The 24,332-nt window shown below is 68.3% G+C and carries 24 protein-coding genes and 3 pseudogenes; 14 read left to right on the top strand and 13 right to left on the bottom strand.

What is annotated here, in order from left to right; genetic code table 11:
- Positions 1–101: 101 nt before the first annotated feature.
- The 4 genes from ABZ016_RS24885 to ABZ016_RS24870 all read left to right on the top strand — a co-directional run bounded on the left by ABZ016_RS24885 (position 102) and on the right by ABZ016_RS24870 (position 3,772).
- Positions 102–1,013: an alpha/beta fold hydrolase gene (locus tag ABZ016_RS24885; protein WP_356918881.1), complete on the top strand. Its 912-nt coding sequence runs from the start codon at positions 102–104 to the stop codon at positions 1,011–1,013.
- Between the two features lie 299 nt (positions 1,014–1,312).
- Positions 1,313–2,113, top strand: coding sequence for an aminoglycoside phosphotransferase family protein (locus ABZ016_RS24880; protein WP_356918880.1), 801 nt, complete (start codon positions 1,313–1,315; stop codon positions 2,111–2,113).
- A 337-nt stretch (positions 2,114–2,450) separates the two neighbouring features.
- Positions 2,451–2,687 carry a hypothetical protein gene (locus ABZ016_RS24875; protein WP_356918878.1) on the top strand — a complete coding sequence of 79 codons (237 nt, stop codon included), beginning with the start codon at positions 2,451–2,453 and terminating at the stop codon, positions 2,685–2,687.
- Positions 2,688–2,938: 251 nt separating this feature from the next.
- Positions 2,939–3,772, top strand: a complete 834-nt coding sequence (locus tag ABZ016_RS24870; protein ID WP_356918877.1) for an NAD(P)H-binding protein — start codon at positions 2,939–2,941, stop codon at positions 3,770–3,772.
- 519 nt (positions 3,773–4,291) lie between these two features.
- Here ABZ016_RS24870 and ABZ016_RS24865 read toward each other — a convergent pair.
- Positions 4,292–4,567: pseudogene (locus ABZ016_RS24865) on the bottom strand (transcriptional repressor); the annotation flags it as partial.
- A gap of 152 nt (positions 4,568–4,719) precedes the next feature.
- Between ABZ016_RS24865 and ABZ016_RS24860 the strand changes: the two are divergent.
- Positions 4,720–5,361 (top strand): superoxide dismutase, encoded by a 642-nt coding sequence (locus ABZ016_RS24860; protein WP_356918876.1) that lies wholly within the window; start codon positions 4,720–4,722, stop codon positions 5,359–5,361.
- Between the two features lie 51 nt (positions 5,362–5,412).
- Here ABZ016_RS24860 and ABZ016_RS24855 read toward each other — a convergent pair whose 3' ends face one another.
- Genes ABZ016_RS24855 through ABZ016_RS24835 form a run of 5 tightly spaced genes read right to left on the bottom strand, consistent with a single transcriptional unit; the run spans position 5,413 to position 10,563 of the window.
- On the bottom strand, positions 5,413–6,135 hold the full coding sequence (locus tag ABZ016_RS24855) for an ATP-binding cassette domain-containing protein (protein WP_356918875.1): 723 nt from the start codon (positions 6,133–6,135) through the stop codon (positions 5,413–5,415).
- Entirely contained in the window at positions 6,128–7,093 is a 966-nt protein-coding gene (locus ABZ016_RS24850; protein ID WP_356918874.1) for an ABC transporter ATP-binding protein, read from the bottom strand. Before ABZ016_RS24850 ends, ABZ016_RS24855 begins: the two co-directional genes overlap by 8 nt.
- Positions 7,090–7,995 carry an ABC transporter permease gene (locus ABZ016_RS24845; protein ID WP_356918873.1) on the bottom strand — a complete coding sequence of 302 codons (906 nt, stop codon included), beginning with the start codon at positions 7,993–7,995 and terminating at the stop codon, positions 7,090–7,092. The genes ABZ016_RS24850 and ABZ016_RS24845 overlap by 4 nt, the downstream gene beginning before the upstream one ends.
- Entirely contained in the window at positions 7,985–8,953 is a 969-nt protein-coding gene (locus tag ABZ016_RS24840) for an ABC transporter permease (protein ID WP_356918872.1), read from the bottom strand. The genes ABZ016_RS24845 and ABZ016_RS24840 overlap by 11 nt, the downstream gene beginning before the upstream one ends.
- Positions 8,954–8,976: 23 nt before the next feature.
- On the bottom strand, positions 8,977–10,563 hold the full coding sequence (locus ABZ016_RS24835; protein ID WP_356918871.1) for an ABC transporter substrate-binding protein: 1,587 nt from the start codon (positions 10,561–10,563) through the stop codon (positions 8,977–8,979).
- Positions 10,564–10,631: 68 nt separating this feature from the next.
- Here ABZ016_RS24835 and ABZ016_RS24830 point away from each other — a divergent pair.
- From ABZ016_RS24830 to ABZ016_RS24820, 3 genes and pseudogenes are all read left to right on the top strand, one after another.
- Positions 10,632–10,856: pseudogene (locus ABZ016_RS24830) on the top strand (hypothetical protein); the annotation flags it as partial.
- Between the two features lie 1,238 nt (positions 10,857–12,094).
- A complete protein-coding gene (locus tag ABZ016_RS24825) occupies positions 12,095–12,937 on the top strand; it encodes a hypothetical protein (RefSeq protein ID WP_356918870.1) in 843 nt (280 codons plus the stop codon).
- A gap of 47 nt (positions 12,938–12,984) precedes the next feature.
- Positions 12,985–14,040: a hypothetical protein gene (locus ABZ016_RS24820; RefSeq protein ID WP_356918869.1), complete on the top strand. Its 1,056-nt coding sequence runs from the start codon at positions 12,985–12,987 to the stop codon at positions 14,038–14,040.
- Here ABZ016_RS24820 and ABZ016_RS24815 read toward each other — a convergent pair.
- A complete protein-coding gene (locus tag ABZ016_RS24815) occupies positions 14,006–14,401 on the bottom strand; it encodes a hypothetical protein (RefSeq protein WP_356918868.1) in 396 nt (131 codons plus the stop codon). The genes ABZ016_RS24820 and ABZ016_RS24815 overlap by 35 nt on opposite strands.
- Before the next feature lie 243 nt (positions 14,402–14,644).
- Between ABZ016_RS24815 and ABZ016_RS24810 the strand changes: the two genes are divergently transcribed.
- The 3 genes from ABZ016_RS24810 to ABZ016_RS24800 are packed head-to-tail and all read left to right on the top strand — an operon-like array spanning position 14,645 to position 15,877.
- Positions 14,645–14,851 (top strand): hypothetical protein, encoded by a 207-nt coding sequence (locus tag ABZ016_RS24810; protein WP_356918867.1) that lies wholly within the window; start codon positions 14,645–14,647, stop codon positions 14,849–14,851.
- A gap of 37 nt (positions 14,852–14,888) precedes the next feature.
- The gene (locus ABZ016_RS24805) at positions 14,889–15,209 is read left to right on the top strand and encodes a hypothetical protein (protein WP_356918866.1); all 321 of its coding nucleotides are present in this window, start codon (positions 14,889–14,891) and stop codon (positions 15,207–15,209) included.
- A complete protein-coding gene (locus ABZ016_RS24800) occupies positions 15,206–15,877 on the top strand; it encodes a tyrosine-type recombinase/integrase (protein WP_356918865.1) in 672 nt (223 codons plus the stop codon). The genes ABZ016_RS24805 and ABZ016_RS24800 overlap by 4 nt, the downstream gene beginning before the upstream one ends.
- Positions 15,878–15,991: 114 nt before the next feature.
- Here the strand turns inward: ABZ016_RS24800 and ABZ016_RS24795 are convergent, their stop codons facing one another.
- The 5 genes and pseudogenes from ABZ016_RS24795 to ABZ016_RS24775 form a co-directional block, all read right to left on the bottom strand.
- Positions 15,992–17,119, bottom strand: a complete 1,128-nt coding sequence (locus tag ABZ016_RS24795; RefSeq protein WP_356918863.1) for an alpha/beta hydrolase — start codon at positions 17,117–17,119, stop codon at positions 15,992–15,994.
- Positions 17,120–17,270: 151 nt separating this feature from the next.
- Positions 17,271–17,535 (bottom strand): annotated as a pseudogene (locus tag ABZ016_RS24790) (2Fe-2S iron-sulfur cluster-binding protein); the annotation flags it as partial.
- Positions 17,536–17,683: 148 nt separating this feature from the next.
- Positions 17,684–18,349, bottom strand: coding sequence for an SDR family NAD(P)-dependent oxidoreductase (locus tag ABZ016_RS24785; protein ID WP_356918862.1), 666 nt, complete (start codon positions 18,347–18,349; stop codon positions 17,684–17,686).
- A 76-nt stretch (positions 18,350–18,425) separates the two neighbouring features.
- Positions 18,426–19,442 carry a zinc-dependent alcohol dehydrogenase family protein gene (locus tag ABZ016_RS24780; RefSeq protein ID WP_356918861.1) on the bottom strand — a complete coding sequence of 339 codons (1,017 nt, stop codon included), beginning with the start codon at positions 19,440–19,442 and terminating at the stop codon, positions 18,426–18,428.
- Positions 19,443–19,635: 193 nt separating this feature from the next.
- Positions 19,636–20,907, bottom strand: coding sequence for an MFS transporter (locus ABZ016_RS24775; RefSeq protein WP_356918859.1), 1,272 nt, complete (start codon positions 20,905–20,907; stop codon positions 19,636–19,638).
- 141 nt (positions 20,908–21,048) lie between these two features.
- Between ABZ016_RS24775 and ABZ016_RS24770 the strand changes: the two genes are divergently transcribed.
- Positions 21,049–21,951, top strand: coding sequence for a helix-turn-helix transcriptional regulator (locus ABZ016_RS24770; protein WP_356918857.1), 903 nt, complete (start codon positions 21,049–21,051; stop codon positions 21,949–21,951).
- A gap of 532 nt (positions 21,952–22,483) precedes the next feature.
- Here the strand turns inward: ABZ016_RS24770 and ABZ016_RS24765 are convergent.
- On the bottom strand, positions 22,484–22,996 hold the full coding sequence (locus ABZ016_RS24765) for a helix-turn-helix domain-containing protein (protein ID WP_356918856.1): 513 nt from the start codon (positions 22,994–22,996) through the stop codon (positions 22,484–22,486).
- A 283-nt stretch (positions 22,997–23,279) separates the two neighbouring features.
- Here ABZ016_RS24765 and ABZ016_RS24760 point away from each other — a divergent pair, with 283 nt between their 5' ends.
- Together ABZ016_RS24760 and ABZ016_RS24755 are read left to right on the top strand one after the other, a co-directional pair.
- Positions 23,280–23,663 (top strand): hypothetical protein, encoded by a 384-nt coding sequence (locus ABZ016_RS24760; protein WP_356918855.1) that lies wholly within the window; start codon positions 23,280–23,282, stop codon positions 23,661–23,663.
- A gap of 169 nt (positions 23,664–23,832) precedes the next feature.
- Positions 23,833–24,327, top strand: a complete 495-nt coding sequence (locus ABZ016_RS24755; RefSeq protein WP_356918853.1) for a peptidoglycan-binding protein — start codon at positions 23,833–23,835, stop codon at positions 24,325–24,327.
- Positions 24,328–24,332: the final 5 nt, after the last annotated feature.

Here is a 24,332-nt window from a genome sequence, read left to right as displayed (position 1 = left end):
CTCGTCGTTCCCGCTGTGGCTTCCATGGAGGCCTTTGATGATACAGCTGTACCAACTCCGTGGTACGTTCGTACCACGAAACCGAGACGCCGGAGGTGGCCATGCCCGAGACCGCTGCCCGACCCCAGGCCGATGTCGGCCGCTACGTGAGCGATGCCTGGCGGGAGCGCCACTTCACGGCCTGCGATGCGGTCTACGCACTGGGAGCGCCCGCACTCGCGGAAGAGGACGTGGACACGTCCTTCGGCACCACGCACGTCTACCGTTACGGCCCCGCGAACGGGTCCGCCCGATCCCGCACCCCCGTCGTCCTGATACACGGGGCGGGCTCCTGCTCCGCCATGTGGTACCCGAACACCCCTGCCCTCAGCGCAGACCGCCCGGTCTACGCGATCGACACACCGGGCGACCCCGGCCGCAGCACGCAGCGCGAACCCATCCACCAACCTGAACGCGCCGCACAGTGGCTGGACGAGACGCTCGCCGGACTCGGCCTCGACCGCGTCCACCTCGTCGGCTCCTCCTACGGCGGATGGCTCGTCCTGAACCAGGCACACCTCAGGCCCGGACGCCTCGCCTCGGCCACCTTGCTCGACCCCGGCGGCCTGGAAAAGGTGGGACTGCGCTTCTTCGTCTGGATCTTCGCCAGCCTCTTCGCGACCTTCGCGCCCAAGGCGCTCCGCCCGCGACTGGCGGCCTGGCTCGAACAGCCGGTCCTCGTCGTCCCGGAACTGCGCGCGATGATCCGAACGACTGTTCGCGCCTACCGCATACGCCGCCCGTCGCCGCTTCCCCTGTCCGAGGAGGAGCTGTCCACCATCCAGACTCCGCTCTATCTGGTGTTCGGCAAGCGAAGCCTCCTCGTACACCCTCAGCGGCAGGTGGAGCGTGTGCCCCGTCTGATCCCCGGCGCCCGAGCCGAGATCGTCTCCGACACAGGCCACGGGCCGCAGATCGACCACGCGGGGGAGATCAACCGCAGGATGCTGAACTTCATGGACTCCGTCGACTGACAACCTCCCACGCCGACGGGTCAGGACAGCACCGACAGACAGCCCGGCCAAGCCTGGCCCGGTAGCGCCCGGTGTGCAGGACCGCTTCACCAGGAGAATCCCTGCGTCCTGCGAGTGGATCTCTGCATCCACCGAGGCTCCCGTAGCTGAGCACACTCGGCAGTAGCCGCTGAGGGCAGTCCTGGCCGCCTCCGCCGGTGGCCCTGGCCCTCGCTGGGGCTCCCTCGATCCAGCGTTGCGGGAACCCCAGCCGACCGGCTCGGTCCGCGAGGGGGCCATCTGGCGATAGCGTGATCATCATGACGGCTGAAGACGAGGCGCTGGTCGGCGGGATGGCGAACGCGGGGGCGGTCTTCCGCCGGGGTGCGTTGGTTGAACGCCCGGCGCCGCGCAACGCACCTGCCCTGCATGCTTATCTCCTTGCGCTGAAGGAGCACGGCTTCGATGCGGCGCCGGCCCCTGTCGGTCTCACCGCGGATGGCCGTGAGCAGCTGACCTATATCCCGGGCGACGTGGCTCTGCCGCCGTTCCCGGACTGGGCAATGACAAAGGCTGCCCTTGAATCGGTGGGGAGCCTGCTGCGGCGCCTGCATGAGGCCAGCGTGGCCGTCGAGGTCGACACCCGTGCTGGGTGGTCCGGGGACCTGGCCGACCCGGAAGGGGGAACGATGCTGTGCCACAACGACGTGTGCCCGGAGAACGTCGTCTTCCGCGACGGCCGTGCCGCTGCCCTGATCGATTTCGACCTGGCAGCCCCGGGCCGCCCCCTCTGGGACGTGGCCATGACCGCCCGCTACTGGGTGCCCATGGTCGACCCCGGATCCGCGGCCGCCTTCTTCCCCTCCGGGCTGGACGCGGCCGCACGCCTGCGGATCCTTGCCGATGGCTACGGCCTCTCGCTGCGGGATCGCGCCGAGTTGCCCGGCGTCATCGAGCAGGCCACGGAGGTCTGCCGGTCCTTCGTAGCGGCCCGCGTGACGGCCGGGGACCCCGTCTATCTCCGGGCGCTGGCCGAGCGTGGCGGATGGGAACGCTGGGACCGCATGCAGACCTGGCTGGCGGACCGCCGCGAGACGTTCACGGCTGGCTTGCTGAACTGACCGGCCCGGACGCCCGCTCCGGTTCGAGCAGCAGGACGGCGGCTCACCGAGCGCCAGGCAGCGGCCTGCCCCGCACATTGCCCAGGCCATCGCCGGTCACGCCGACATCAACACCACCAGGGGCTACAACGCGCTCTACCCGGCCCAAGCCATCGAAGCCCACCACGCTTTCATCGCCCGCCGCCGGGCCTGCGCCCCAGCGAGGAGTACCGCACCCCGACAGCGGAGGAATGGGACGCGTTCCTAGGTCACTTCGAACGCCGCAATCTCTCCATCGGCATCTGCGCTCGCGCGCGGCACCTCCTGCATTCACGCGCACGCCTGCGTCCGCTGCACCATGCTCCGCCCGGACCCGTCCCAGCGCCCGCCCCTGGTGCTGGAAGCCGGACGCGAGGGCTGGCTCGGCGAACTGGAGGGACTCGAAGTCGGCCTCGCCGGAGCGCACAACAAACTCGCCCAACTCGACGAACAGGACCGCACACGGCAGTTCACTGACCTCGGGATGCCCTCGTTCGCCGGCATCACCGGACGGACATCCAGCGCCACGCTCCCGTTGACTCCAGACACGTCCTGATCCATTGCTGGGTCATGCGCCTGCCTGCGGCGCGACAGCAGCCACAACGTGACTTGCCCTGTCAGGCAGTGTTCACGGTCAGCGGGTGCAAGGGCAGTGGTGGACCGTGGAGAGCAGTCCCCGGCGCGAAGCGCCGAGGTGTTCGCGTGCGTCAAGCATCAGGGAGGGAGAGGGTTCTCCTTGACCTGAAGTGCGATTGAGCTTTTAACGTCTCCCTCAGGTTGATCATCTGACGACAGGAGAACGCGCCCGTGATCCTCGTGACCGGTGCCACCGGAAACATAGGAAGTGCGCTGCTGAGGGAGCTGCACGCATGTGGTGTGGGGCCGTTGAGAGGGCTCACCCGTGACGCCTCACGGGCCACGTTCCCCGCAGGCGTGGAGGCTGTCGAGGGTGAGTTCGCGGAGCCGGAATCATTGAAGCCCGCTCTGGATGGGGTGCGCTCGCTGTTCCTCGTGCCGCGTCTGGGTCCGGACGCCGAGATCATCGAGGCCGCCCGGCTGGCGGGGGTGGAGCATGTGGTGCTGGTCTCGTCCGTTACCGTTCAGACCCATCCGTATCTGGGACCCGCCGCCGAGAACCTCGCGGTCGAACTGCTGCTCAAGAGCAGCGGTTTGGCCTGGACGATCCTGCGGCCGACACAGTTCGCCTCGAATGCTCTGATGTGGGCGGCGGCGATCCGTGACCATGAAACGGTGCACGCTCCGTATGCGGACACCGCGCTGCCCACCATCCACCCCGCGGACATCGCATCCGTGGCGCGGGTCGCACTGACCGAGCCCGGCCACAGGGGGCGGACGTATGCGCTGACCGGTCCGGAACCGGTGACCGCCCGGCAGCAGGTCGAAGCCATAGCGGCAGCAATCGGGCGGGCCGTTCCCTTCGTCGAGATCAGCCGACAGGAGGCTCACGCCCAGATGGCCGCGGTCTTCGGGGACGAGGCCGCGGACGCGGTGCTCGACGTCACGGGCGGAGACGTCAACGACGAACTGCTGATGGTGCGCGACACCGTTTCGCAGGTCACCGGCTCCCCGGCCAGAACGTTCCGGCAGTGGGCTGCGGAGAACGCCGGCCTCTTCCGGTGAGGCGCCCGGCCGGTCAGGATTGCGGGGGCAGGTGGTGCTCTTCTTGCGGCGGCGCCCGGCATGGGCGAGAACGTCGGCGAGTTCCTCACGGCTCGTCTTGGACCGGCCGGGTACACCGTGTTCGGTTGCCGCTGGTACAGCTCGCCTTGCTCCGCTGCCGCAACTCCCTCTCGCCAGCGCCGCGCTGGTTGCGGGAGCCGGCCGATGCGCGGGAGGTCTTCGGCGGCGCCTTTCGGCCGGTCGACCTCTTCGCTGTGTTATTGCAATCAGTGTGCAATAACATGCGCGGGGATGGTAGCCACGTGCGGAAGAGCAGGCCCCTGCCCCCGAAGTGCCGTCCCCGGCCCCGGCGTACCGTCCCCGGACGGCGTCCCGCACCCTCAGGCGCGCAGTCGCCGCACCGGCCGTAGAGCCCAGTGACCCGCGGGCGTCCGGCCGCAGCCCGGTCAGTTCCCGGATTCGATCCACCGCTTCCGACAGATGCCCGGCCGCCAGGGCTGCGACATACCCGCAGCCCTGACAGACGGTGTGGTGGTGAGGCTCTCCGTTGATGCCGTAGCGCATGGGCCCCGGGCCCGGCACGGCGTGGGCCAGACCGACGGCCGTGAGGGTCTCCAGCGTTCGGTAGACGGTCGTGGTGTGGAGGCTCTTCCCGGCCTGCCCCAGGCGCGTGCAAGCCTCCGAGACGGAGAGATGCCGCGCCGAGACGGACAGCAGAGCCAGTACCCGCAGCCGGGCGGGCGTACAGCGCAGCCCCTGTCCTCGCAGCAGTTCGCGGTGCCCGGCCCCACTCACCGCGCTTCCTCTCTGACGGAGGCAGAAGCCGGCTCCTTGCTCCCTGTGACACGGTCCGCGGACCTAGGACCAATGCCTGATCGGCATCGCGCCTCTCCTGCTGTTAGCGTGCAGTTGCACATGAGTGGCAATTATGGCGGAGGATGTTGGACATGGCGGTTTACTCGCTCCCGGAGCTCCCGTACGACTACTCGTCTCTCGCTCCGGTGATCAGCCCCGAGATCATCGAGCTCCACCACGACAAGCACCACGCGGCCTACGTCAAGGGCGCGAACGACACGCTGGAGCAGCTCGCCGAGGCGCGGGACAAGGAGACCTGGGGCTCGATCAACGGCCTGGAGAAGAACCTGGCCTTCCACCTCTCCGGGCACATCCTGCACTCGATCTACTGGCACAACATGACCGGCGACGGTGGCGGCGAGCCGCTGGAGAAGGACGGCGTGGGCGAACTCGCGGACGCCATCGCCGAATCCTTCGGTTCCTTCGCCAACTTCAAGGCGCAGCTGTCCAAGGCATCGGCCACCACGCAGGGGTCCGGCTGGGGCGTCCTGGCCTACGAGCCGCTGAGCGGCCGGCTGATCGTCGAGCAGGTCTACGACCACCAGGGCAACGTCGGCCAGGGCTCGACCCCGATCCTGGTCTTCGACGCCTGGGAGCACGCCTTCTACCTGCAGTACAAGAACCAGAAGGTCGACTTCATCGAGGCCATGTGGAAGGTCGTCAACTGGCAGGACGTGGCCAAGCGCTACGCCGCCGCCAAGGAGCGCGGCGACAGCCTGCTGCTCGCCCCGTGACGCCGTAGCAGCGGCACTCGGACGCCCTGTTCGTGATCGTCTTCTCACCCTTCACGTAGCAGGCGGTACAGCGGACGGCTCCCGCAGGCCCGATACCTGCGGGAGCTTTCCCATGTCCGGAGCGACGACCTCCTCCCAGTGGAGGACGCGGTCGCACCAGCGGTCCAGGAGCACCTGGTCGTGGCCGACGGCGAGCAGTCCGGCGCCGGTGGCGGTGCGGTACTCCTCGACGGCTGCCACCAGGGCGGCGGTGGTCGAGGCGTCGAGCATCGCTGTCATCTCGTCGCAGATCAGCCAGCGCGGACGCAGAACGAGCGCGCGGGCGAGGCAGGCGCGCTGGAGCTGGCCGTCGCTGACCTCGTGGGGGCGGCGGCCCAGCAGGTCGGGGGTGAGGCCGACGGCTGAGGCCAACTCGGCTGTACAGTGCGGTACTTCGTCGCGGCGGCCGGTGGCGCGCAGGGGCTCGGCGATCAAATCGGTGAGCCGCAGGCGCGGGTCGGCGGAGAGACGGGGCTGCTGGAAGACGACGCCGATGGCTACGCGCTGGGCCCGTGGGGCGCGGTGGCGCCAGCGGCGTACGGGTTCGCCGTCGAGCGTCACAGTGCCGGCCTCGGGGCGGTGCAACAGAGCCGCGACCCGGGCGAGGGTGGACTTGCCGCAACCGCTGGGACCCAGGAGACCGACGGACCCGCCAGGGGCGATGGTCAGGGTGGCATTGCGGACGACGGGGGCGTTCCTGTCGTATCCGGCGGTGATCTCCTGCAGTTCAAGCACGGAAGTCCTCCGTCATGTGCGGGTGGTGGCAGGCGACGCCGCCGGTCATGGAGGGGAGGGCGGTGCAGGCGTGGGTGGCCCGCTCGCAGCGTGAGGCGAAGGCGCAGCCCTCGGGGAGGTCGCCGAGCTCGGGCGGCATACCGGGAATCGGGGTGAAGGCGCGGTCGGGGAGGGCACGCAGGAGGCCGCGGCTGTAGGGGTGGCGGGGGCCCGGACTGCCGAAGAACGTTTCCGCGTCGGTGAGCTCGACGATCCGGCCCGCGTACATCACGGCCACACGGTCGGCGATGCGCTCGGCAGCGACCAGGTCGTGGGTGATCACGAGCAAGGCCCGATGGCCGCTATCGACATGGCGGCGCAGTTCATCGACGGTGTGGTCGACCAGGTCGCGGTCGAGGCCGGTGGTGGGCTCGTCGGCCAGGAGCAGGGGCGCGTCTCCGACGAGGGCGAGGGCAGTGGCAGCGCGCTGGGCCAGGCCGCCGGAGAGTTCGTGCGGGTGACGGTCGAGGTGGCCGGTGGGGAAGGCAGCACGTTCGGCGGCCGCCTCGGCTGCCGAACGCAGGGCAGTACGCCCTCGTGCATCCGTCAGCGCGCCGAGCGTCTCTTCCAGCTGGGAACGGACCGTGCGCACGGGCGTGAGGTGCGCGGCGGGACTCTGCGGGACGAGCCCGATCAGGCGGCCCCGAACCGTCCGCGCCAGCGTCCGTTCACCGGCGGCGATCACGTTCAGGTCGCCGAGCCGGGCCTCGCCCGCGGCCTGCGCGTTGGCGGGCAACAGACCGAGCAGGGCGGAGGCGAGAACCGACTTGCCGCAGCCGCTCTCACCGATCAGGGCGAGACACTCGCCGGCCGCCACGTCGAACTGCGCGTCGGTGACGGCGGCGATCCGCCGCCCACCCGGCATGAGGAAGCGCACGGACAGCCCGCGTACGGAGAGGACCGGCGTTCGGTCGGTCACAGCATCAGCTCCGATCGGCGGCGGGGGTTGATCCGCTCCCGCCAGGCTCCCGCGAGGCCGGCGATGGCGAGCGTGGGCACGATGATGAACAGGCCCGGGAAGAGGGTCGGCCACCACTGACCGGCGAGCAGCGAACTCCGCGCGCCCTGGATGAGGTTGCCGAGGCTGGCCATGTGGGTGGGCAGGCCCAGGCCGAGGAAGGACAGCGCCGACTCGTGCCACATGGCGTGCGGCACCATCAGAACAGCGGCCAGCGCGGCCTGCGGCGCTACGGCGGGCAGCAGATGCCGTACCGTCACCCGCCACCGGGACGCGCCACCGGAGACGGCGGCGTCGATGTAGGGGCGCGAGCGCAGGGACAGCACCTCGGCGCGCACGATCCGGGCGGTGGACAGCCAGTGGGTGAGTGCGACGGACACGATCACCGGCCATACCCCGGGCCGGAACATGGCCACGATGAAGATGCCCAGCAGCAGGTGCGGCACGGACGAGATCGTGTCGACGGCCCGCATGAGACCGCGGTCGGCCCAGCCGCCCAGCGCCCCGGCGGTCGCTCCGACAGCAGTGCCGATCACCGTCGCCGTGAGAGCCGCCACCACCCCGACCAGCAGGGACACCCGCAGGCCGTAGACGCAGCGCAGGAGCAGGTCCCGGCCGAGGTCGTCGGTGCCGAAGGGATGCGACCAACTCGGTGGGAGCAGCCTCGAGGACAGGTCGACGGCCTGCTGGTCGAGCTGCACCAGCGGTGGCACGAGGAGTACGGCCAGGACGGTGGCGGTGACCAGGGCCACCGAGACGCGGACACGCACGGCCCTGGTGGGGCGGTGTCTCGTGCCGTACGACCGCCAGACGGGCTCGGCCGTCGACTCACCCGTCACGTCACCGGTGGCTTCACATGTCACTGAACTTCACCCTCGGATCGAACAGGCCGTAGAGCAGGTCGGCGAGGAGATTGCCGACCAGCACTGCGGCGGTGGCCAAAGCCGTCAGGGCGGCGAGGAGCGGGAAGTCGACGGCGGTGGCCGCCTCCACGGTGGCCGCCGCGATACCGGGCCAGCTGAAGACGCTCTCCACCAGCAGCGCGCCGGTGATGAGTTCGGGCACTCTCGAGCCGACCAGGGTGAGCACCGGCAGCAGACCGGAGCGCAGGGCATGGCCGAGCACGACGGTGCGCTCACTCAAGCCTCGCGCGCGGGCGCCGCGTACCGGGTCCTCGGCGAGCGCGTCGCCGACACCCTGGCGGACGTACAGGGTGAACCAGGGCAGCTGGGAGACGGCGAGCACCCCGGCCGGCAGCACGAGGTGGCTCGTCACCTGCCCAGGCGTGACCTGCTCGATGGCAGTGTCCGTCAGACCGCCGGCCGGGAGCACGCCGAGCTGGAGGGCAAACAGCCAGACGGCCAGCAGGGCGAGCCAGAAGACGGGCGCCGCCTCCAGCGAGTAGGCCAGCGACGTCACAGCTCGATCGAACACCGATCCCGGCCGCCGGGCCGCCAGCACACCCAGAACCGTCCCCGACAGCACGGCCACCACGAAAGCCACCGCGCACAACAGCGTGGACCAGACGAGGCGTTCACCGATGACCTGGGCGACCGGCTGCCGCATCACGCTGGACTGCCCGAGATCGCCCGTGACGGCTGCGGTCAGCCAGTTCCACCAGCGAGAGGTGAACGCCTGGTCCACGCCCAGGTTCTCCCGTAGCCGCTCCAGCGTCTCGGCGTCGGCGCCGAGGGCTGCTGTGCCGGCGTACGCCTTGACGGGGTCGAAGGGGGAGGCGGCGGCGATCGCGAAGACGCCGAAGGTGACGACGAGGAGGACGGGGGCGGCGAACAGCAGCCGTCGCCCCGCCAGTCGTGCCATCGCTCCCCAGGGCAGGGAGTGCCTCACTTCTTCGGCTGCCAGGCTTCGAGGTTCCACCACGGGCCCGAGGCAAAGCCGTGCTCGTGCGGTTCGACCTGCGTGGCCAGACCGGTCCAGCGGTCGACGAGGACATAGACGTGGTCGATGTGGGTGAGGAAGGTGTAGCCGGGGTTCTTCACCAGTTCGCGTTGGAGGCTGTCGTAGGAGGCCTTGCGGATCGCCGTGTCCGAGCTGCGGCGGCCGGTGTCGAGAGCCTCGTCCACGGCTGGGTCCTCGTAGCGGGCCATGTTGTTGAAGCCGTTGCCGGCAAGGGAGGAGTGCAGCAGCGTGTAGAGGCCGTAGTCGGGGTCGCCGCTGCTGCCGAAGCCGGCCAGGACCGCGTCGTTCTTCATGCGCGGCTCGATGACCTCCCAGGTGGCGCTCTCCACCTTTACCTCGATGCCGGCCCTTTTGGCGTCGGAGGCGTAGGCGAGGGCGTGGTCCTGGCGGACCTTGTCGCCGGAGGGATAGAGGAGGGTGAACGAGGCCCGCTGCCCGTCCTTGGCGCGGATACCGCCCTCGCCGCTCTTCCAGCTCGCCTGGTCCAGGACGCGCCTGGCCTTGGTGAGGTCCTGCCCTCGCTCGATGCCCTTGGCGAACCAGGGGGCGTCGACCGGCAGCGGCCCGTAGGCCGGACGCCCGGCGCCGTCGAGGATCTTGTCGACCATGGCCTGCCGGTTCACGGCGGCGTCCAGGGCCTGGCGGATGGCGCGGTCGCCGGTGACCTTGTTCTCCTGGGGGAGGGTGACCGCGCGGAAGTCGTACGTCTTCGCGTCGTACGTCTTCTTCGCCTGGTCGCTTTTGAAGGTGGCGGCGAGGTTGGGCGGCAGGATCGCGCCGTCGAGGTCGCCGGAACGCAGCCGGGTGGCCCGCACGTCGTCGTCCTCGATGATCGCCATGGTCACCTTCTTCACCTTCGGCGCACCGCCCCAGTAGCCGGGGTTGGCCTTGAAGGTGAGCTTCTCCCCCTTGCTCCAGGAGGCGAGCAGGTAAGGGCCGGTGCCGATCGGCTTGGTGTTGAAGGTGCCGGTGTTGGGGTCCTGCTTGCCCGCGACATGCTCGGGGACGATGGGCAGCACCGTGCGACCGGCGAAGGGCGCGTACGGGTACTTGAGAGTGAAGACCACCTTGTCGTCGCCGTCGGCCCGCACGTCCTTGATGGAGTCCAGTTCGCTGCGGTTGGTGTTGTTGGTCTTCGCGTCGAGGATCGTGTCGTACGTGAAGACGACGTCGGCGGAGGTCAGCGGCTCGCCGTCGCTGAACTTCACGCCGTCGCGCAGGGTGTAGGTGTAGGTGAGGCCGTCTGCGGCGACCTCGGGCAGGGCCTTCGCCAGTGCCGGTCTCAGTCGCAAGCCGGCGTCGCGGGCGAGCAGGCCGTCGAAAATCTTCGAGTTGCCGTCCTTGCCGTAACCGAGCAGTGGGCTGAGCGTGTCCGGCTCGGAGGCCACCCCGATCACGACGGAGTCGGCTGCGCCGCCGCTGTCTGTGCTGCTGCCAGGGGCCGAGCAGGCGGCGACAGCCGTGAGTATCGCCGCCGTGGCGGCGGCCGTCCGTATCCGTCGGACCGTCATGGACCTCACACCCTTATTGATAAACGTAAGCTGTTGCAGATTCATCGCAATAAGGGTTACCCGGATCGATTGAAGGACAGTCCGCCGCCCTCTGTCAGCCACGAAGGGCCCTGCGTGTCGAGCGAATCCACACCACCCGGGGGCCACCCGTACGACGAGGTGGCGTGGGAGCGCCATGACGTCGTCATGACCAGCTGGCGCGACGGCTCGGTCGACTTCGAGCAGCGCGCCTGGAGTTCACCGACTTCTGGTCGAACGTGGCCAACGTCGTCGCTGGCAAGTACGTCCGGGGGATGCCGTATGCCTCGGGGGTGACGGCGTTGCGTCGGCGGGCCGGGGCAGGCCCACACCGCCACAGTCCAGCCGACGTCGACCGGCGCCTGGAGCTTGTGCGCGCTGAGCTTGGCGTGCCTACCAGTGGGCCACGCTTGCCCTGTGGAGTAGCTACCAGTGGGAGGCAGGAACAGCCCAGCCGGCCGCGGGTGCCCGCTCGGCAGAACCAGACCGGTCGGCGCCGAGCCAATAGCTTGAGAGAAGTCGACTAAGCCGCCGGTGAACCTCGCCGCACCGAGGTTGACGGTGCTGCCTGAGAACCTCGCCTCGCGGAAGCAGACCATGCCGCCGGAGAACGTCGCTTCGCTAGAGATGACAGTGCCGTCGGAGAACGTCGCCCTGCGAAAGTCGACGGTGCCGTCGGAGAACGTAGCCCAGCGGAAGTCGACGGTGCCGATGAACTTTGCTCCGCCGAAGAAGACCGTGCCGCCGGAGAACTCAGCCCCGCTGAAGTCTGTCCTGCCGCCGGAGAAGCTTGCCCCCCGGAAGCTGACCCTGCTGCCGGAGAAAGTCGCCTGGGAGAGGTCACCACCGTCGAACGTGACTTCTGTGAGGTCGAAGTCGTGTCCCTGCCAGGAGTGCGGGTGCTCGGGTTCCAGACGGAGGTGGTCTCGGATGAGCCGGATGACGGTGTGTCGGACTTCCCGCAGTGCCAAATAGGTGTGCCGGGCTTCCGCGTCACCTGCTGGCAGGTCAGTCTCTGCGGTGTATGGCAGGCGGAGGTAGGCGCACAGGACGTCGATGCAGGTTTGGCGGAGTTCTCGGGAGGGGGCGTCGTCAGCGAGTCCGGCCAGGGCGTGCACGCCGCCGAGTCGGACTGCGGCCGAGTTGTCGCCGAGTTGGGATACAGCCGTCGTGAAGCGTTCGGTGTGCAGACGCGTCGCTTCCCGCAGTGCGCCGTCCTCGTCGACCCGCTGGCGTCGGTAGGCAACGATCAGGGCAACCAGAGCGCCGGCTCCCGCCACGACACCGAAGGAGAGCTTCACCAGGTCGAAGAGCGTGCTGTCCGGCATCACACGCCAGGCACGACCGATGAGGAGGACCTCTTCAGGGGAGGGCGGGCGGCCCGGTCGACCTCATAGCAGCAAGAAGGCCAACCCATCCAATAATTAGGCTACTTGGTGCTGACGTCGCGGTGCTAGCCGTAACATTCCCCTTGTGGCGATGCAGGCCCGGTGCGCGAACCTACGGCGGTGTCATGACGAGTACCAACCAAGCTCCACAGCCGCAAGACGACTCAGCCGCTGGCGAGAAAAAACAATGGCGAACATTACTCTTCTCGCTGCCGGCACTGATCGTGACTACGGTTGTTGTCGGCGTCGCCTCCTGGGTCGTCACCTACCTCACCACCGCAGTTGAGACCTGGGGCAAGGATGACGGGCCAGTCGTCACCATCTCCGTCGAGACAAACCCGGCGAAGATCGGGGGATTCAGTGACCAAAGCATCGTCGGTGTCGTGCCGATCGGCACACGGCCGGCAACCGGGCCGGGCCGGGGATGCTCCACCTTTCACGACTGGATGACGAGGAATGGTGGGGTGGACGCTGGGAAGAGTAAATTGCAAGTCGCGGTGCAGGGAAGCGCGTCACAGCAGGTCCAGATCAACAATCTCCGGGTCATCGTCGTAAAGCGAGACAAGCCGCCGCCATCTGTCGGGCTGACGTGCCCCTCCGCCGGTAACGCGAACCTCCGCCCCATCGACATCGACCTTGACCAAGCCCTGCCGCGCGCCAAGTACAAGGCGACAGACGGCCGCCCATTCGGCTTCACGGTCAACAAAGGGGAGATCGAGACCTTCTTGGTGACCGCCCTGGCCAAACACGCCCGCTACGCCTGGTACCTGGAACTCGACGTCACCTCGGAGGGCAGAACGTCCAGCCTGCGTGTGGACAACGAAGGGAAGCCCTTCCGGACCGCCCCGCTACCGAAGCCACCCATGTGGTCGTGGGACTACAACAGCTCCTGGACAGGTTCCGACCGGCGCCTCCGCGTAGGTGAAGCGTTTACCCAACCCAAGCCGTCGAAGGGGAGCACAGGGTGAAACGTGCGCTAGGAATCGCCGCCCGTCTCCACCTCCACTCCCGACGGTTGCGCATCCTGGCTGTGGCCCTGGTGCTGCTCGCGGCGATCGGGGTCGGTGTTGGGGTTGCCCTTTGGAAACCCCACAAAGAGCCCGGTGGCCATAGCCAACGCTCCGAGCAGGCTGAGCCAAGGCCGCGCTTCTTCCTGAGTGAGTTGCCGACCGCTGGCCAGGACCGAGTGACGGCCGTCGCGGCCATCAGCCAACGGCTGTTCGTCCTGGGCACGTCGGCGGGAAAGGTGCATCTCGTTTCCCTGAACGACGCCGCTGTCCCGCAGTTGTTGACCTCCGTCCCCGGAGGCGTGGAGGATCTACACGTCTCACGTGACAGCAGCACGGTGGCCGCAGTCTCGGATACCGGATTCATACGCGCCGTAAAGGTTCGTGGCGGTGCCCCGAAGGACTTCAAAATCGACCCCTACGAAGCCGCTGGCAACCTAAGCCGGTCCGGACAGACATTTGTCTACGGCCAATTCGACATCCACTTGGTGAACGTCGCGACGGGCCTATCGATTGCCTACCCGGACAAACCGCCCCCGGACGGTGGGCGTACAGCGTACGAAGACTGGGCTGTCACGGACGACGGTCGACTTCTCGCCGCCAGTTTGGAGGGCGTTGAGACCTGGCACACCGGCAATCCCCGTTACACAGCCAAGCCTGCGACCTGCCAGTGCGCGGCCAACGGTGTAAGACTCAGCGATGACGGGCAACTCGCGATTTTCGGCACAGCTGATGGGCACGCGGTGACAGTCGATGTGGAAACACGTACTGTCCTGCACGACAAGACGGTATCCGCACTCCCCAATGATCACATTTTCGAAGTGGCTGTGCTCGGATCGGGTCGGTACTACGCGGCTGGCACATCGTTTAGCCGCGCTGTCATCTGGGAGGCGGAGAAGCAACAGACCGTCTGGGATCACACCTTCCCCCAGCAAGACGTCAGTGCTGTCTCCGCCGTTCCGGGTAGCGACTCCTTGCTCGTCGTGACCACCCCACACGAGGCAGAGGGCGAGATCCGCGCCTGGATCGTCAGTCCGGTACGCTCGAAACGCGCCCCTGGGTAGTAGGAAGATCCGGGTCAAGTGGGGCTCCAAGGACGCTACTCATCCGCGGGTCGGTGAAGGACACCGTCGAGGTGGTCCGCCGTAACCACGATGCAGACATGAGCTGTGAGCCGTGCTCGGTGCGGGCCAACACGCGTATAAACGCGGTCGTCACCACGTCTTCGGGATCCGCCGACGACGTCGGGACATCGAAGTCGCGCAGCCGCCTGCGGGCGTAACCGACAAGCTGCCCGTACCGCTCGTCGAACAAGGCGGACCGTGCCTCGGCCTGCTCCGTCATCACCTGATAAGTCATGCCGGCCCGCTTTCCCGTGCGGTGTTCCCCGGCCGCCGTGTGGCCCGACTCCGTCTTGGCACGCACGATGTCCGCCTTCCCAGCCACCCGGACACGGAATGCAATCGCGGACCGGCGTGCAGAGCACGCCGTGGCGGTCGACAGCGCGCTCAGCACGCGCAACTGCTGATGACGGTGCGGGCCTTCTATCTCGACATCGCCCGCTGGGCGGCCGAGGAGCCTGCCCGATGAGGGCCTTGGGCAGCCCCCTGCCTGATCAAGGAGGCGGAGACCTCCAACCGCAAGAACGTCAAGCGGACCAAGGCCCGCATGGACCAGCGCACCCGGGAGCGGCTTCCGGCCCTGCAGACCTTCGCGAAGGCCGCGGCCGATCACCTGCGTCATCACACCGTCCGGCTCCAGACCCTCCTGGCCGTGGAGCCCGGCGCCACCTTCACGCTCGGCGAGGTCTTCGTCCGCACCAGGAACGCGACCACCGCGACCGCCCGTACGCCCAGGGCAACCTTGTTCGATTGACTTCGCCGAGCATCGCGCGTTCTGGGCCTGGGCCGCGGTGGAGTTCCTGCGCCACACCGGCGCCCGCATCGAGGAGATGCTGGAGACCAGTCATCACGCCATGATCCAGTACCGGCTTCCCACCACCGGCGAGGTCGTCCCCTTGCTGCAGATCGCTCCGTCCAAGAGCGACCAGGAGCGGGTGCTGCTCGTCAGTCCCGAACTGGCCGACGTCCTGGCCACGATCATCCGGCGGGTCCGTGACCGCAAGACCGGCACTATCCCCTCCTGGCCGCCTACGACTACGAGGAACGCGCCTGGAATCCGCCAGCACCGCTGCTGTTCCAGTGGGACCGGGGTTGGGAGATGTCCCGTATGAGCGGCGAGTTCATCCGCAAGGCGCTGGGTGATGTACTTGCCTTCACCGGGCTGACTGACTCAACCGGTCAGCCCCTGCACTTCGCCCCGCACGACTTCCGGCGCATGTTCATCACCGATGCCATTCGTTCCGGTCTGCCGCCACACATCGCGCAGGTCATCGCAGGCCACGCCAACATCACCACCCCCATGGGCTACTACGCCGTCTACTCTGCCGAAACCATCGAAGCCCACCGCGCCTTCATCATCCGACGCCGCTCACTGCGCCCCGCCGAGGAATACCGCACGCCGACCGAGGCCGAGTGGGAGGACTTCCTCGGCCACTTCGAGCGCCGCAAGCTCTCCGTCGGCACCTGTGTCCGCGCCTACGGCACCGCCTGCGCCCACGAGCATGCCTGCATCCGCTGCTCGATGCTCCGCCCCGAGCCCGGCCAACGTGGCCGCCTGGCGGAGATCCGCGACAACCTCATCGCCCGCATCAGCGAAGCCGAACGTGAAGGCTGGCTGGGCGAGCTGGAAGGACTTGAAGTCAGCCTCGCCGGAGCCCAGGACAAGCTCGGCCAGTTGGATGCCGAACAAGCCCGCCGCAGCACCGCTGTGGACCTCGGCATCCCCACCTTCCGCGACGTCACTGGTCATCACGGCACCTCACACCTGCGGCCTGGGTAGAAGCGTCCCGTCACTTCGGTGGTGGCATCGTCGCGAGGAGCACAGGACCCGTTCCCGCCGTGGAGGCTCCCCGACGGGCCGGTGGCGGTACCGGCCTGTCGGGGGCATTTCCGGTCAGGCGATGTTCTTGGTGAAGAACTCGTCGAGCTTGTCGAAGGGGATGAGGTCCTTGCGGTCGTACAGGTCGACGTGGTCCGCGCCCGGGACGATGACGAGGTCGACGGTGTCGGGGGCCATCGTCTGGACGTCCTCGGAGTAGTAGCGGGAGTGCGCCTCGGCGCCGGCTACCAGGAGGGCCTTGCGGGGCGCGAGCAGGTCGATGTTCGCCATCTGCTGGAAGGCGAAGAACGACATCGGTGTGGTCGCGGTCCATGCGGTGGTGGAGTTGATCGAGCGCGGGTGGTAGCCGCGCTTGGTGCGGTAGTAGTCGAAGAAGACCTTCGTGATCGGGTCGGCGTCCGCCGGGAGGGTCTTGGGCAGGACGCGGTTGGAGGGGGCGGGGCTGCCGTTCTCGTCGAAGGGGATCTCGTGGGACCCGCGCGTGAAGGTACCGTTCTCGGCGTCGATCCAGCGCTGCCGGCTGAGGTGGTCCACGATCTTCTGGCGCTGCCCACGCGTGTAGTAGTCCTCGTGGCCGCGGGACATGGCGCGGGACATGTCGTACATCGCGGCCGTGGCGACCGCCTTGATACGGCTGTCCGCAGCCGCCGCGGTGAGCGCCATACCGCTCAGTCCGCAGATGCCCTGCGCGCCGATCCGTTCACGGTCGACGATCTTCTGCAGGCCGAGGAAGTCGACGGCGGCGCTCCAGTCCTCGGTGTAGATGTCGGGCGAGGCCACGTCGCGCACGGTGCCGCCGCTCTGTCCGGTGAAGGAGGGGTCGAAGGCGAGGGTGACGTAGCCGAGGCGGGCGAACTCGTTGGCGTAGAGCCCCGAGGCCTGTTCCTTGACCGCGCCGAACGGGCCGCTGACCGCCAGGGCGGGCAGCTTGCCCCTGGCGTTCTTCGGCACGTAGAGGTCCGCGGCGACCTCGATGCCGTAGCGGTTCTTGAACCGCACAGAGGTCCGTTTGACGTTCTTGTCCAGTGCGAAGGTGTAGCCGCCCTTGGCCATGGCCTCGCCCTGTCCTGTGGCACCGGCGGCGCGGCCGGTCTCCTCACCGAAGGAGGGCACAGCAGTGAAGGCGGTGGCGGTGGCGGCGCCGGTGGCGGCGATCAGTCCGAGCGCTTTGCGACGTTCCATGGAGTGGACCTCATATTCGATCGGTGGGGGAAAATGGCGCGACGGTCGGTGGTGTCGTGACCGAGGCGCGATTCCAGGAAACTGCTTCTGCACCGGGCGTGGCAGGTCGGGTTTATGGGGGGTACGAGCTCGACCCCTCACCCCGCGGGCAAACGAACTCCTGCTGCAACGGGTGGAGTCGGTCGCCTTCGGCCAGGTCCTCGATCGTGGTGACCTCGACGCGGTCCAGGCGGACCGCGAGGGTCAGGCAGGCGTTCTGCCGGCGTCCGTCGACCAGCACCATGCACGCCCCGCAGGCCCGGCGTCGCAGCCCTTCTTCGAACCGGTCAGATCGAGTGCTCGCGCAGCAGGTCAAGCAGCGAGGTGCTGTTGTCGACGGTCATGGCGTGGCGTGTTCCGTTGACCGTCAGGGACACAGGTGTCGTTGCTGATGCTCATGGGGGTGCCTCTCGTGGGGTTGGTGCGTTGTCCGCCATCCCGTGCGGGCGGCGGGGGCGGGGGCGGTGGTGGCATGGCGCGGGGTTGTTGTGTCCGGCGGGGCCGGGCCGGTGCGTGGCCGTCAGTTCACTCGGGCAGGGGTTCGGCGTAGTGCCGGAACCCGTCGCGTTCGGTGTGCATCGCGTACAGGCGTTCGGCCAGGACGTCGGGGCTGGAATGCTCGGCGTCGGGGCGGATGGCCCCGGGGATGATCAACTGGGCTGCGTGGATGTTCTCCGGGGCGAGCACGTCGTGGAGCATGGCCGCGTAGGCGCTCTCCGCGGCGAAGGCGATGGAGGTGCCGGCCACGGTGGGGTTCGGGCGCACTGCGCTGGAGCCGTTGACGAACAGCAGCGTGCCGCGGCCCAGCGCCCGCATCCCCGGCAGGACGGCGTTCACAGCGGCGATCGGGCCCTTGACCGAAAAGGCCAGGGGGGCGTCCAGATCGGGGGCGGTGGTGTCGAGGACCGGCTTCATGAAGTCCGCGCGGGGCACGGGGCTGTACTGCAGGATTTCCACGGGCCCCAGGGCGGAGGCGGCTGCGTCGAGTGCCGTGGTGAGGGAGGCGGCGTCCAGGACATTGGACGTGAAGCCGCGCGCGGTGATGTTGTCCCGGTCCAGTTCGGCGCACAGCTGGTCCAGGTGCTGGCTGCTGCGCGAGATCAGGGCGACGCTGTGGCCGGCGGCGCCGAAGCGGCGGGCGGTGGCCAGGCCCAGGCCGGGGCCGGCGCCGATGAGGGCGTACGTGGTCATGATCAGCTCCAGGAGGGTTGCGAGGGCGGGCTGCCCGGCCCTGCAGCGGGCCGGGCAGCCCGAACGGGGGTGGCGGTCAGAGGGTGAGCATGGCCTTGATGGCGCGGCGCTCGTCCATGGCCTTGTACGCCTCTGCGGCCTCGTCGAGGGGGAGGGTGAGGTCGAAGACCTTGCCGGGGCTGATCTTCCGCTGCCAGATCAGGTCGATCAGCTCGGGCAGGAACCGGCGTACCGGGGCGGGGCCGCCGACCAGGTGGACCTGGGAGAAGAACAGTTCTTCGCCGCTGAGGGTGACGTCGTGGTTGACGCCGACGAAGCTGACGTGCCCGCCGCCGCGGGCGGAGCGGATGGCCTGGTTCATGGATTCCTGGGTGCCGACCGCTTCGACGACGGAGTGGGCGCCCATGCCGCCGGTCAGCTCCTTGATCTTCGCCACGCCGTCGTCGCCGCGTTCGGTGACTATGTCCGTGGCGCCGAATTCGCGGGCGAGCTTCTGTCGGGGCTCGTGGCGGCTCATCGCGATGACGCGCTCGGCGCCGAGCTGCTTGGCGGCCAGGACCGCGAGCAGGCCGACCGCGCCGTCACCGACGACCGCGACCGTCTTGCCGGGACCGGCCTCGGCGGCGACCGCGCCGAACCAGCCGGTGCCCAGTACGTCGGAGGCGGCCAGCAGGCTCGGGATCAGATCCGCGTCGGGCATGCCGGGGGTGGCCACCAGGTTGGCGTCGGCACGGGCGATCAGGACACGCTCGGCCTGCGTGCCCGCCTGGAAGGTGCGGTGGATGCAGGAGGACGGCCAGCCAGAGCGGCATGCCTCGCAGGTACCGCAGGCGATGACGAACGAGCCGACAACGAACTGGCCGGGCTTGATGGTCGTCACCTCGCTGCCGACCTCTTCCACGACGCCGACGTACTCGTGCCCCATGTGCACTGGGTTGTCGACGGCGTCGATGCCGCGGTAGGGCCACAGGTCCGACCCGCAGACACAGGCTGCGGCGAGCCGGATGATCGCGTCGGTCGGGGCGGTGATCTTCGGCTCGGCGATGTCTTCCACCCGGACGTCGCCGGGAGCGTGCAGTATTGCAGCGCGCATCAGATGTACTCCTGAACTTCCTTCTGGGCCGGCCGTGGAGTCGGCCGGATTTATGGGGGATTGGCAGGGAGCAGAGCAGACTGACGAGGCTGGCGATACGTGCGAGCATCACCGCTGCACTTCCTATTCGCCTGAACCGTCTGCTCTGGGTGGGCTCCCTTTCCGGTCGGCTACGCGGCTGACCGGAAAGGTCTCAGCCTTCGGCTGTGCGCTCGAGGCCGCCTGCGACGACGGTCGAGGCCGTGCGGCGGCGCTGGATGAGGGCGATGACGATCGTGGGGATCAGGGTCAGCGCGGCGATGACGGTCCCGATCACGGCCGGGCCCGTGGCTCCGAGTGGGGAGTCCAGAGCGCGGCCGGCGAACCAGGAGCCGATGGCGGTGCCGAGGTTGAAAGCCGAGACGGTGAGCGCCGAGCCCAGCGTGGGGGCCTCGCCTGCGAACCGGACGCCCAGAGCGATCAGCACCGGATTGGCGCCGAGCCCGAACAGCCCCAGCAGGACGACCAACGCGGTCGTGAGCGCGGCCTGGCCCGACAGCAGGCAGATCGCCATCAGCAGGACCGTCGTCACCACAGGGGCCACGATCGTCGTCAGGTAAGGACGCTTGTCTCCCAGACGGCCTCCGGCGAGAAAGCCCGCCAGAGCACCGATACCGAACCCGGCCAGGATCAGCGGCACCAGGCCGGCGGCCAGGTGGGCCCGGCCGGTCAGCAGGGGCGAGATGTAGGTGTAGGTCGAGATCACGCCGCCGGTCGTGGTCGCGCACGCCGCCAGGACCAGCCACAGGCGCCCCGAACGCAGAGCGGACAGCTCGGAGCGGATCGACACCGCCTCACCGCCGCGGCCCTCGCGCGGGACATGGCGTGCGATCAGCGCCGTGGCGGCCGCTCCGAGGACGGCGAGGGCCCAGAACGGTCCGCGCCAGCCCATGAGCTGGCCGGCGAAGGCGCCCAGCGGCACACCGACGACGTTGGCGAGCATCGCACCAGCGCCCACAACGCCCAGCGCGCGGGAACTTGCGGCAGGGCCGACGGTGCGAGAGGCCACCACGTTGGCCACAGCCCAGAACGCCCCGGTGGCCAGCGCCGTCAGGAACCTCGCCGCCAGCAGCAGCGCGAAACTGGACCCCAGGGCCACGATGACGTGCCCGGCCGCGAAAATGCCCAGGGCGATCATCAACGTCAGACGACTGGGCAGGCGCAGCGTGAGCATCGCCATCAGCGGCGCCCCCACGATCATCCCGACCGCGAACACCGTGATCAACAGTCCGGCCTGGGCCACGCTGACCTGCAGATCTCCCGCGATCTCCGGCAGCAGGCCCGCCACCACGAACTCGGTCGTGCCCATCAGAAACGTGCCCAGGGCCAGCACGTAGACGACGAGCGGAAGACGGGAGCGTGAACGCTCACCGCCTTCGGCCCGCGCAGCGGCGGGGGCCTGAAGGGTCCCTCCTCGCGTACTCATTACTTTCGAACTCCACAACGGCTTGACTTCGAGGTGCACACACCAGGAAACCGCCACCGCCGAAGTCGAGGAAGGCTGCGTTTATCGGGGGTACAAGCTCAACCCCCCCTCCCGCCGGATCCCGGCCGTAGCGTGGACGGCATGGAAAGCAGCCCCGACCACCGCACCGACATCCGCGACTTCCTCGCCAGCCGCCGCGCGAAGATCACCCCCGAACAGGTTGGCCTGCCCACCAGCGGACGGCGCAGGGTCCCGGGGCTGCGGCGTGAGGAAGTCGCCGTGCTCGCCGGAGTGAGCACCGAGTGGTACACCCGCCTTGAGAAGGGCCACATCAGCGGCGTCTCCGAGGACGTCCTGGCCGCGGTCGCTCAAGCCCTGCAGCTGAACGAGGACGAACGCACCTACCTGTTCGACCTGGCCCGCGCCGCGAGGCCCGCCCGGCGTAAGTCGTCCCGCCGCAAAGACGTCGAGGTCCCGCCCCGCACCCAGTGGCTGCTCGACTCCATCACGATGTCCGCTGCCTTCGTACGCAATGGCCGCCTGGACGTCATCGCCCACAACGCGCTCGGCAGGGCCTTGCACGCGTCGATGTTCGACAGCCGCACCATCGACAAGCACGGCCGGCCCAACTTCGCCCGCTACCACTTCCTCGACACCGGCTCACAGGACTTCTTCGTCGATTGGGAGGCCGGCGCCACCGCCACCGTGGCGTTGCTGCGTGCCGAGGCCGGGCGCGAACCGCATGATCGGGCCCTGCGCGAGCTGATCGGCGAACTGTCCACCGTCAGCGCCGACTTCCGCACCATGTGGGCCGCGCACGACGTCCGTATCCGTCACGAGGGCATCAAACGGCTTCAGCACCCCGAGGTCGGCCTCCTGGAGCTGACCTACCAGTCTCTGGACCTGCCCGTGTCGCAGCGAGCGGTGCACGACCTGAGTCTCTACACCGCCGAACCGGGCAGCACGTCCGAAGAGCGCCTCAAACTCCTCGCCAGCCTGGCGTCCACCCACGCCGGGGCGACCGACCAGTTGCACTACGGCTGATCAGGGCGTCGCTTGCAGGCCTTGAGCCCTCATCGGCCGCCGCGTACTGTCCGCGGGCATCGCGCCCAGCTCGGTGGCGGGTCCATGTGCATGGGTCAGGCGTCACATCTACGCAGTAGGGCTGGGCCTCGCGCGCCGAGCACCACGAAAGAACCATCGGATTCGATTCCGCGTAGTTCAGAGAAGTGACGAGCCCAAAGCTGATCGCACCTGACCACACGGTTCGGGGCATGACGGACCTCCGCAGTGACCCCGAGCACCCCCCAGCTGTGGGATCTCAGACTCCGTGGCCAAACCTCACGACTGCTGACCACCCGGTGGCCAGTCGGCCACGAACCTGAGACGGGCTGGTCAGCCTGTTCACTCTTTCGAGTGCGTCAGACGTTGCAGACCCTCCATGGACAGTCTCCTAGCGGCGCGCCGTGTCAGCCACTCGCGCCGTTGGAGGTCTGCCGCGCACCTGCCGGGAAGGCCCCGGCAGGTGCGGTGGAAGGAATTCGTGCCCCGTTGTGTAACCGCGTGGGAAATCTGCTCAGATGACCACGACTCGGCGGCCGCGACGGTGGCCGGCCTGGCTGTCGGTGTGCGTCGCCGCGGCATCGGCGAGCGCGTACGACGTCTCGCCCGGAATGTGGAGCTTGCCTCGCGAGATGAGGTCGACCTCGGCGAGCGCGTCCTCGTCCCGGCCGAAGAAGAGATCCGCATCGGCCACGTCGAACCGGGCCAGGCCACGGTAGGGGGAAGGGACGGTCTCGTCCGCCACGAGGTCGGCCGCCCGGGCCTGCTCCGTGACCGCCTCGCGCCAGCGCTGCTCCCACGCCTTATCCTCGCCGCCGCACGCCCGCACATAGGCCAAGGCCACCGGCAGGGAGGGCAGTTGCTCTCCTTTGGCCGCTCTCGACAGGGTGGTGACCGAGACCTCCACCTGCCGGGCCATCTGGCGATAGGTAATGCCGCCCGCTTCCTGACGAAGCTTGCGCAACTCGAACGCAAACCGCTGAACCGGGCCCAGCCCCGGATCGAGGTCCGTCTCCGGATGCCCCATATCGCTTCCTTCCCCCGTGCCGCCCCTGTGACCAGCAGCGGCGTCTCATCCCAACACGCGCCCCACCACCGCGAAAGACACCATCTCGCCAACCCCAGCCCGTGACCTGCTTTGTTTCGCGCCCGGGACACGGCTGTGCAACAACCTCGAACCCGGTGAACTCGATCCAGGACGCCCCAGTGGCTGCCCTGACGGAGAAACAGGTGATTGAACCGCCACGGTTCACATAGCCCGTGGACACACGGCCCCAATCGCAAAACACCGCAGATCAGATAGGAACGACATGCAGATCCAGAGGAAGCTCGCCGTCACCACGACGGCCCTTGCCCTCGTCACCGGACTCGGCGGAGTAACCGCCTCGACCGTGACCGCAGCCCCGAAATCGGCATCGGCAGCAACGTGCAACACCCAGTCGGGCCGCAATGTCGACACGGGCCACGGGATCATGGCAGGCACCTACAACCTCAAGAACATGTGGTACTCGTACTGCGACAACGTCGCCCGCGTCGAGAAGGGCACCAAGCTGTACTTCCACTGCTGGGTGCAGAACTCCAGCGGCAACTGGTGGGTGTACGCGCGCATTGCGCGTACCGAAACGTACGGCTGGATGTCCATGGACAACTTCGACTGGGAGAAGTCCACCACCAACGGCGGCACCTGCTGGTGAGAGTCGCCTTGTGAGAGCGGCCTGATGAGTCCCGGCCGTCGTGCGGCCGGTCACCGAACTTGAACGGGAATGCGTCGCTGCCTGCGTCGTGCCTTTTCTCAGGACGACTGCCCGGTCGTCCGTGCAGTCGCGGACGGACAGCGGCTCCAATCACTGGAGGAAACCAATCGTGCAGTTGAAGACCCGATTTCCACTATGCGCCGCTGCTGCAGCGCTCGGGGCAGGACTTCTCGTCGCGCCCACGACGGCCGCCGACTCCTCGGCCGTAGCCACCGCTCGGCCCGCACAGATGGCCCTGACAGAAGCGACCGCAGCACGCCTGCCCTTCTGCGAGTACGCAATTGAACAGCGCTCTATAGACAGTGAGCGCCACGTCACCCGGCCAGGCGTTCGGCCTGGCAACTTCACCTGCACGCTCAGGCAGGGCGATCGGGCTCCCGGCGTAACGGCGCTGCAAGTTGGGCTGATCCGCTGCTACGGGGCGAGGATCAGCGTGGACATGAGCTTCGGCCCCGCTACCAAGCGGGCCCTACGCGCCGCGCAGAGGAGGGCCGGGATCACCGCCGACGGCATCTTCGGGCCGACCTCGAGTTACTCCCTGCGCTGGCCGGAGTACCACAACGACAACGGACAGTTCACCGGTCGCTGCATACGACGCAACTGAATCGC

The sequence above is a fragment of the Streptomyces sp. NPDC006372 genome (genome assembly GCF_040612515.1).
GTDB lineage: Bacteria > Actinomycetota > Actinomycetes > Streptomycetales > Streptomycetaceae > Streptomyces.
This window is presented reverse-complemented; position numbering and strand designations above follow the sequence as displayed.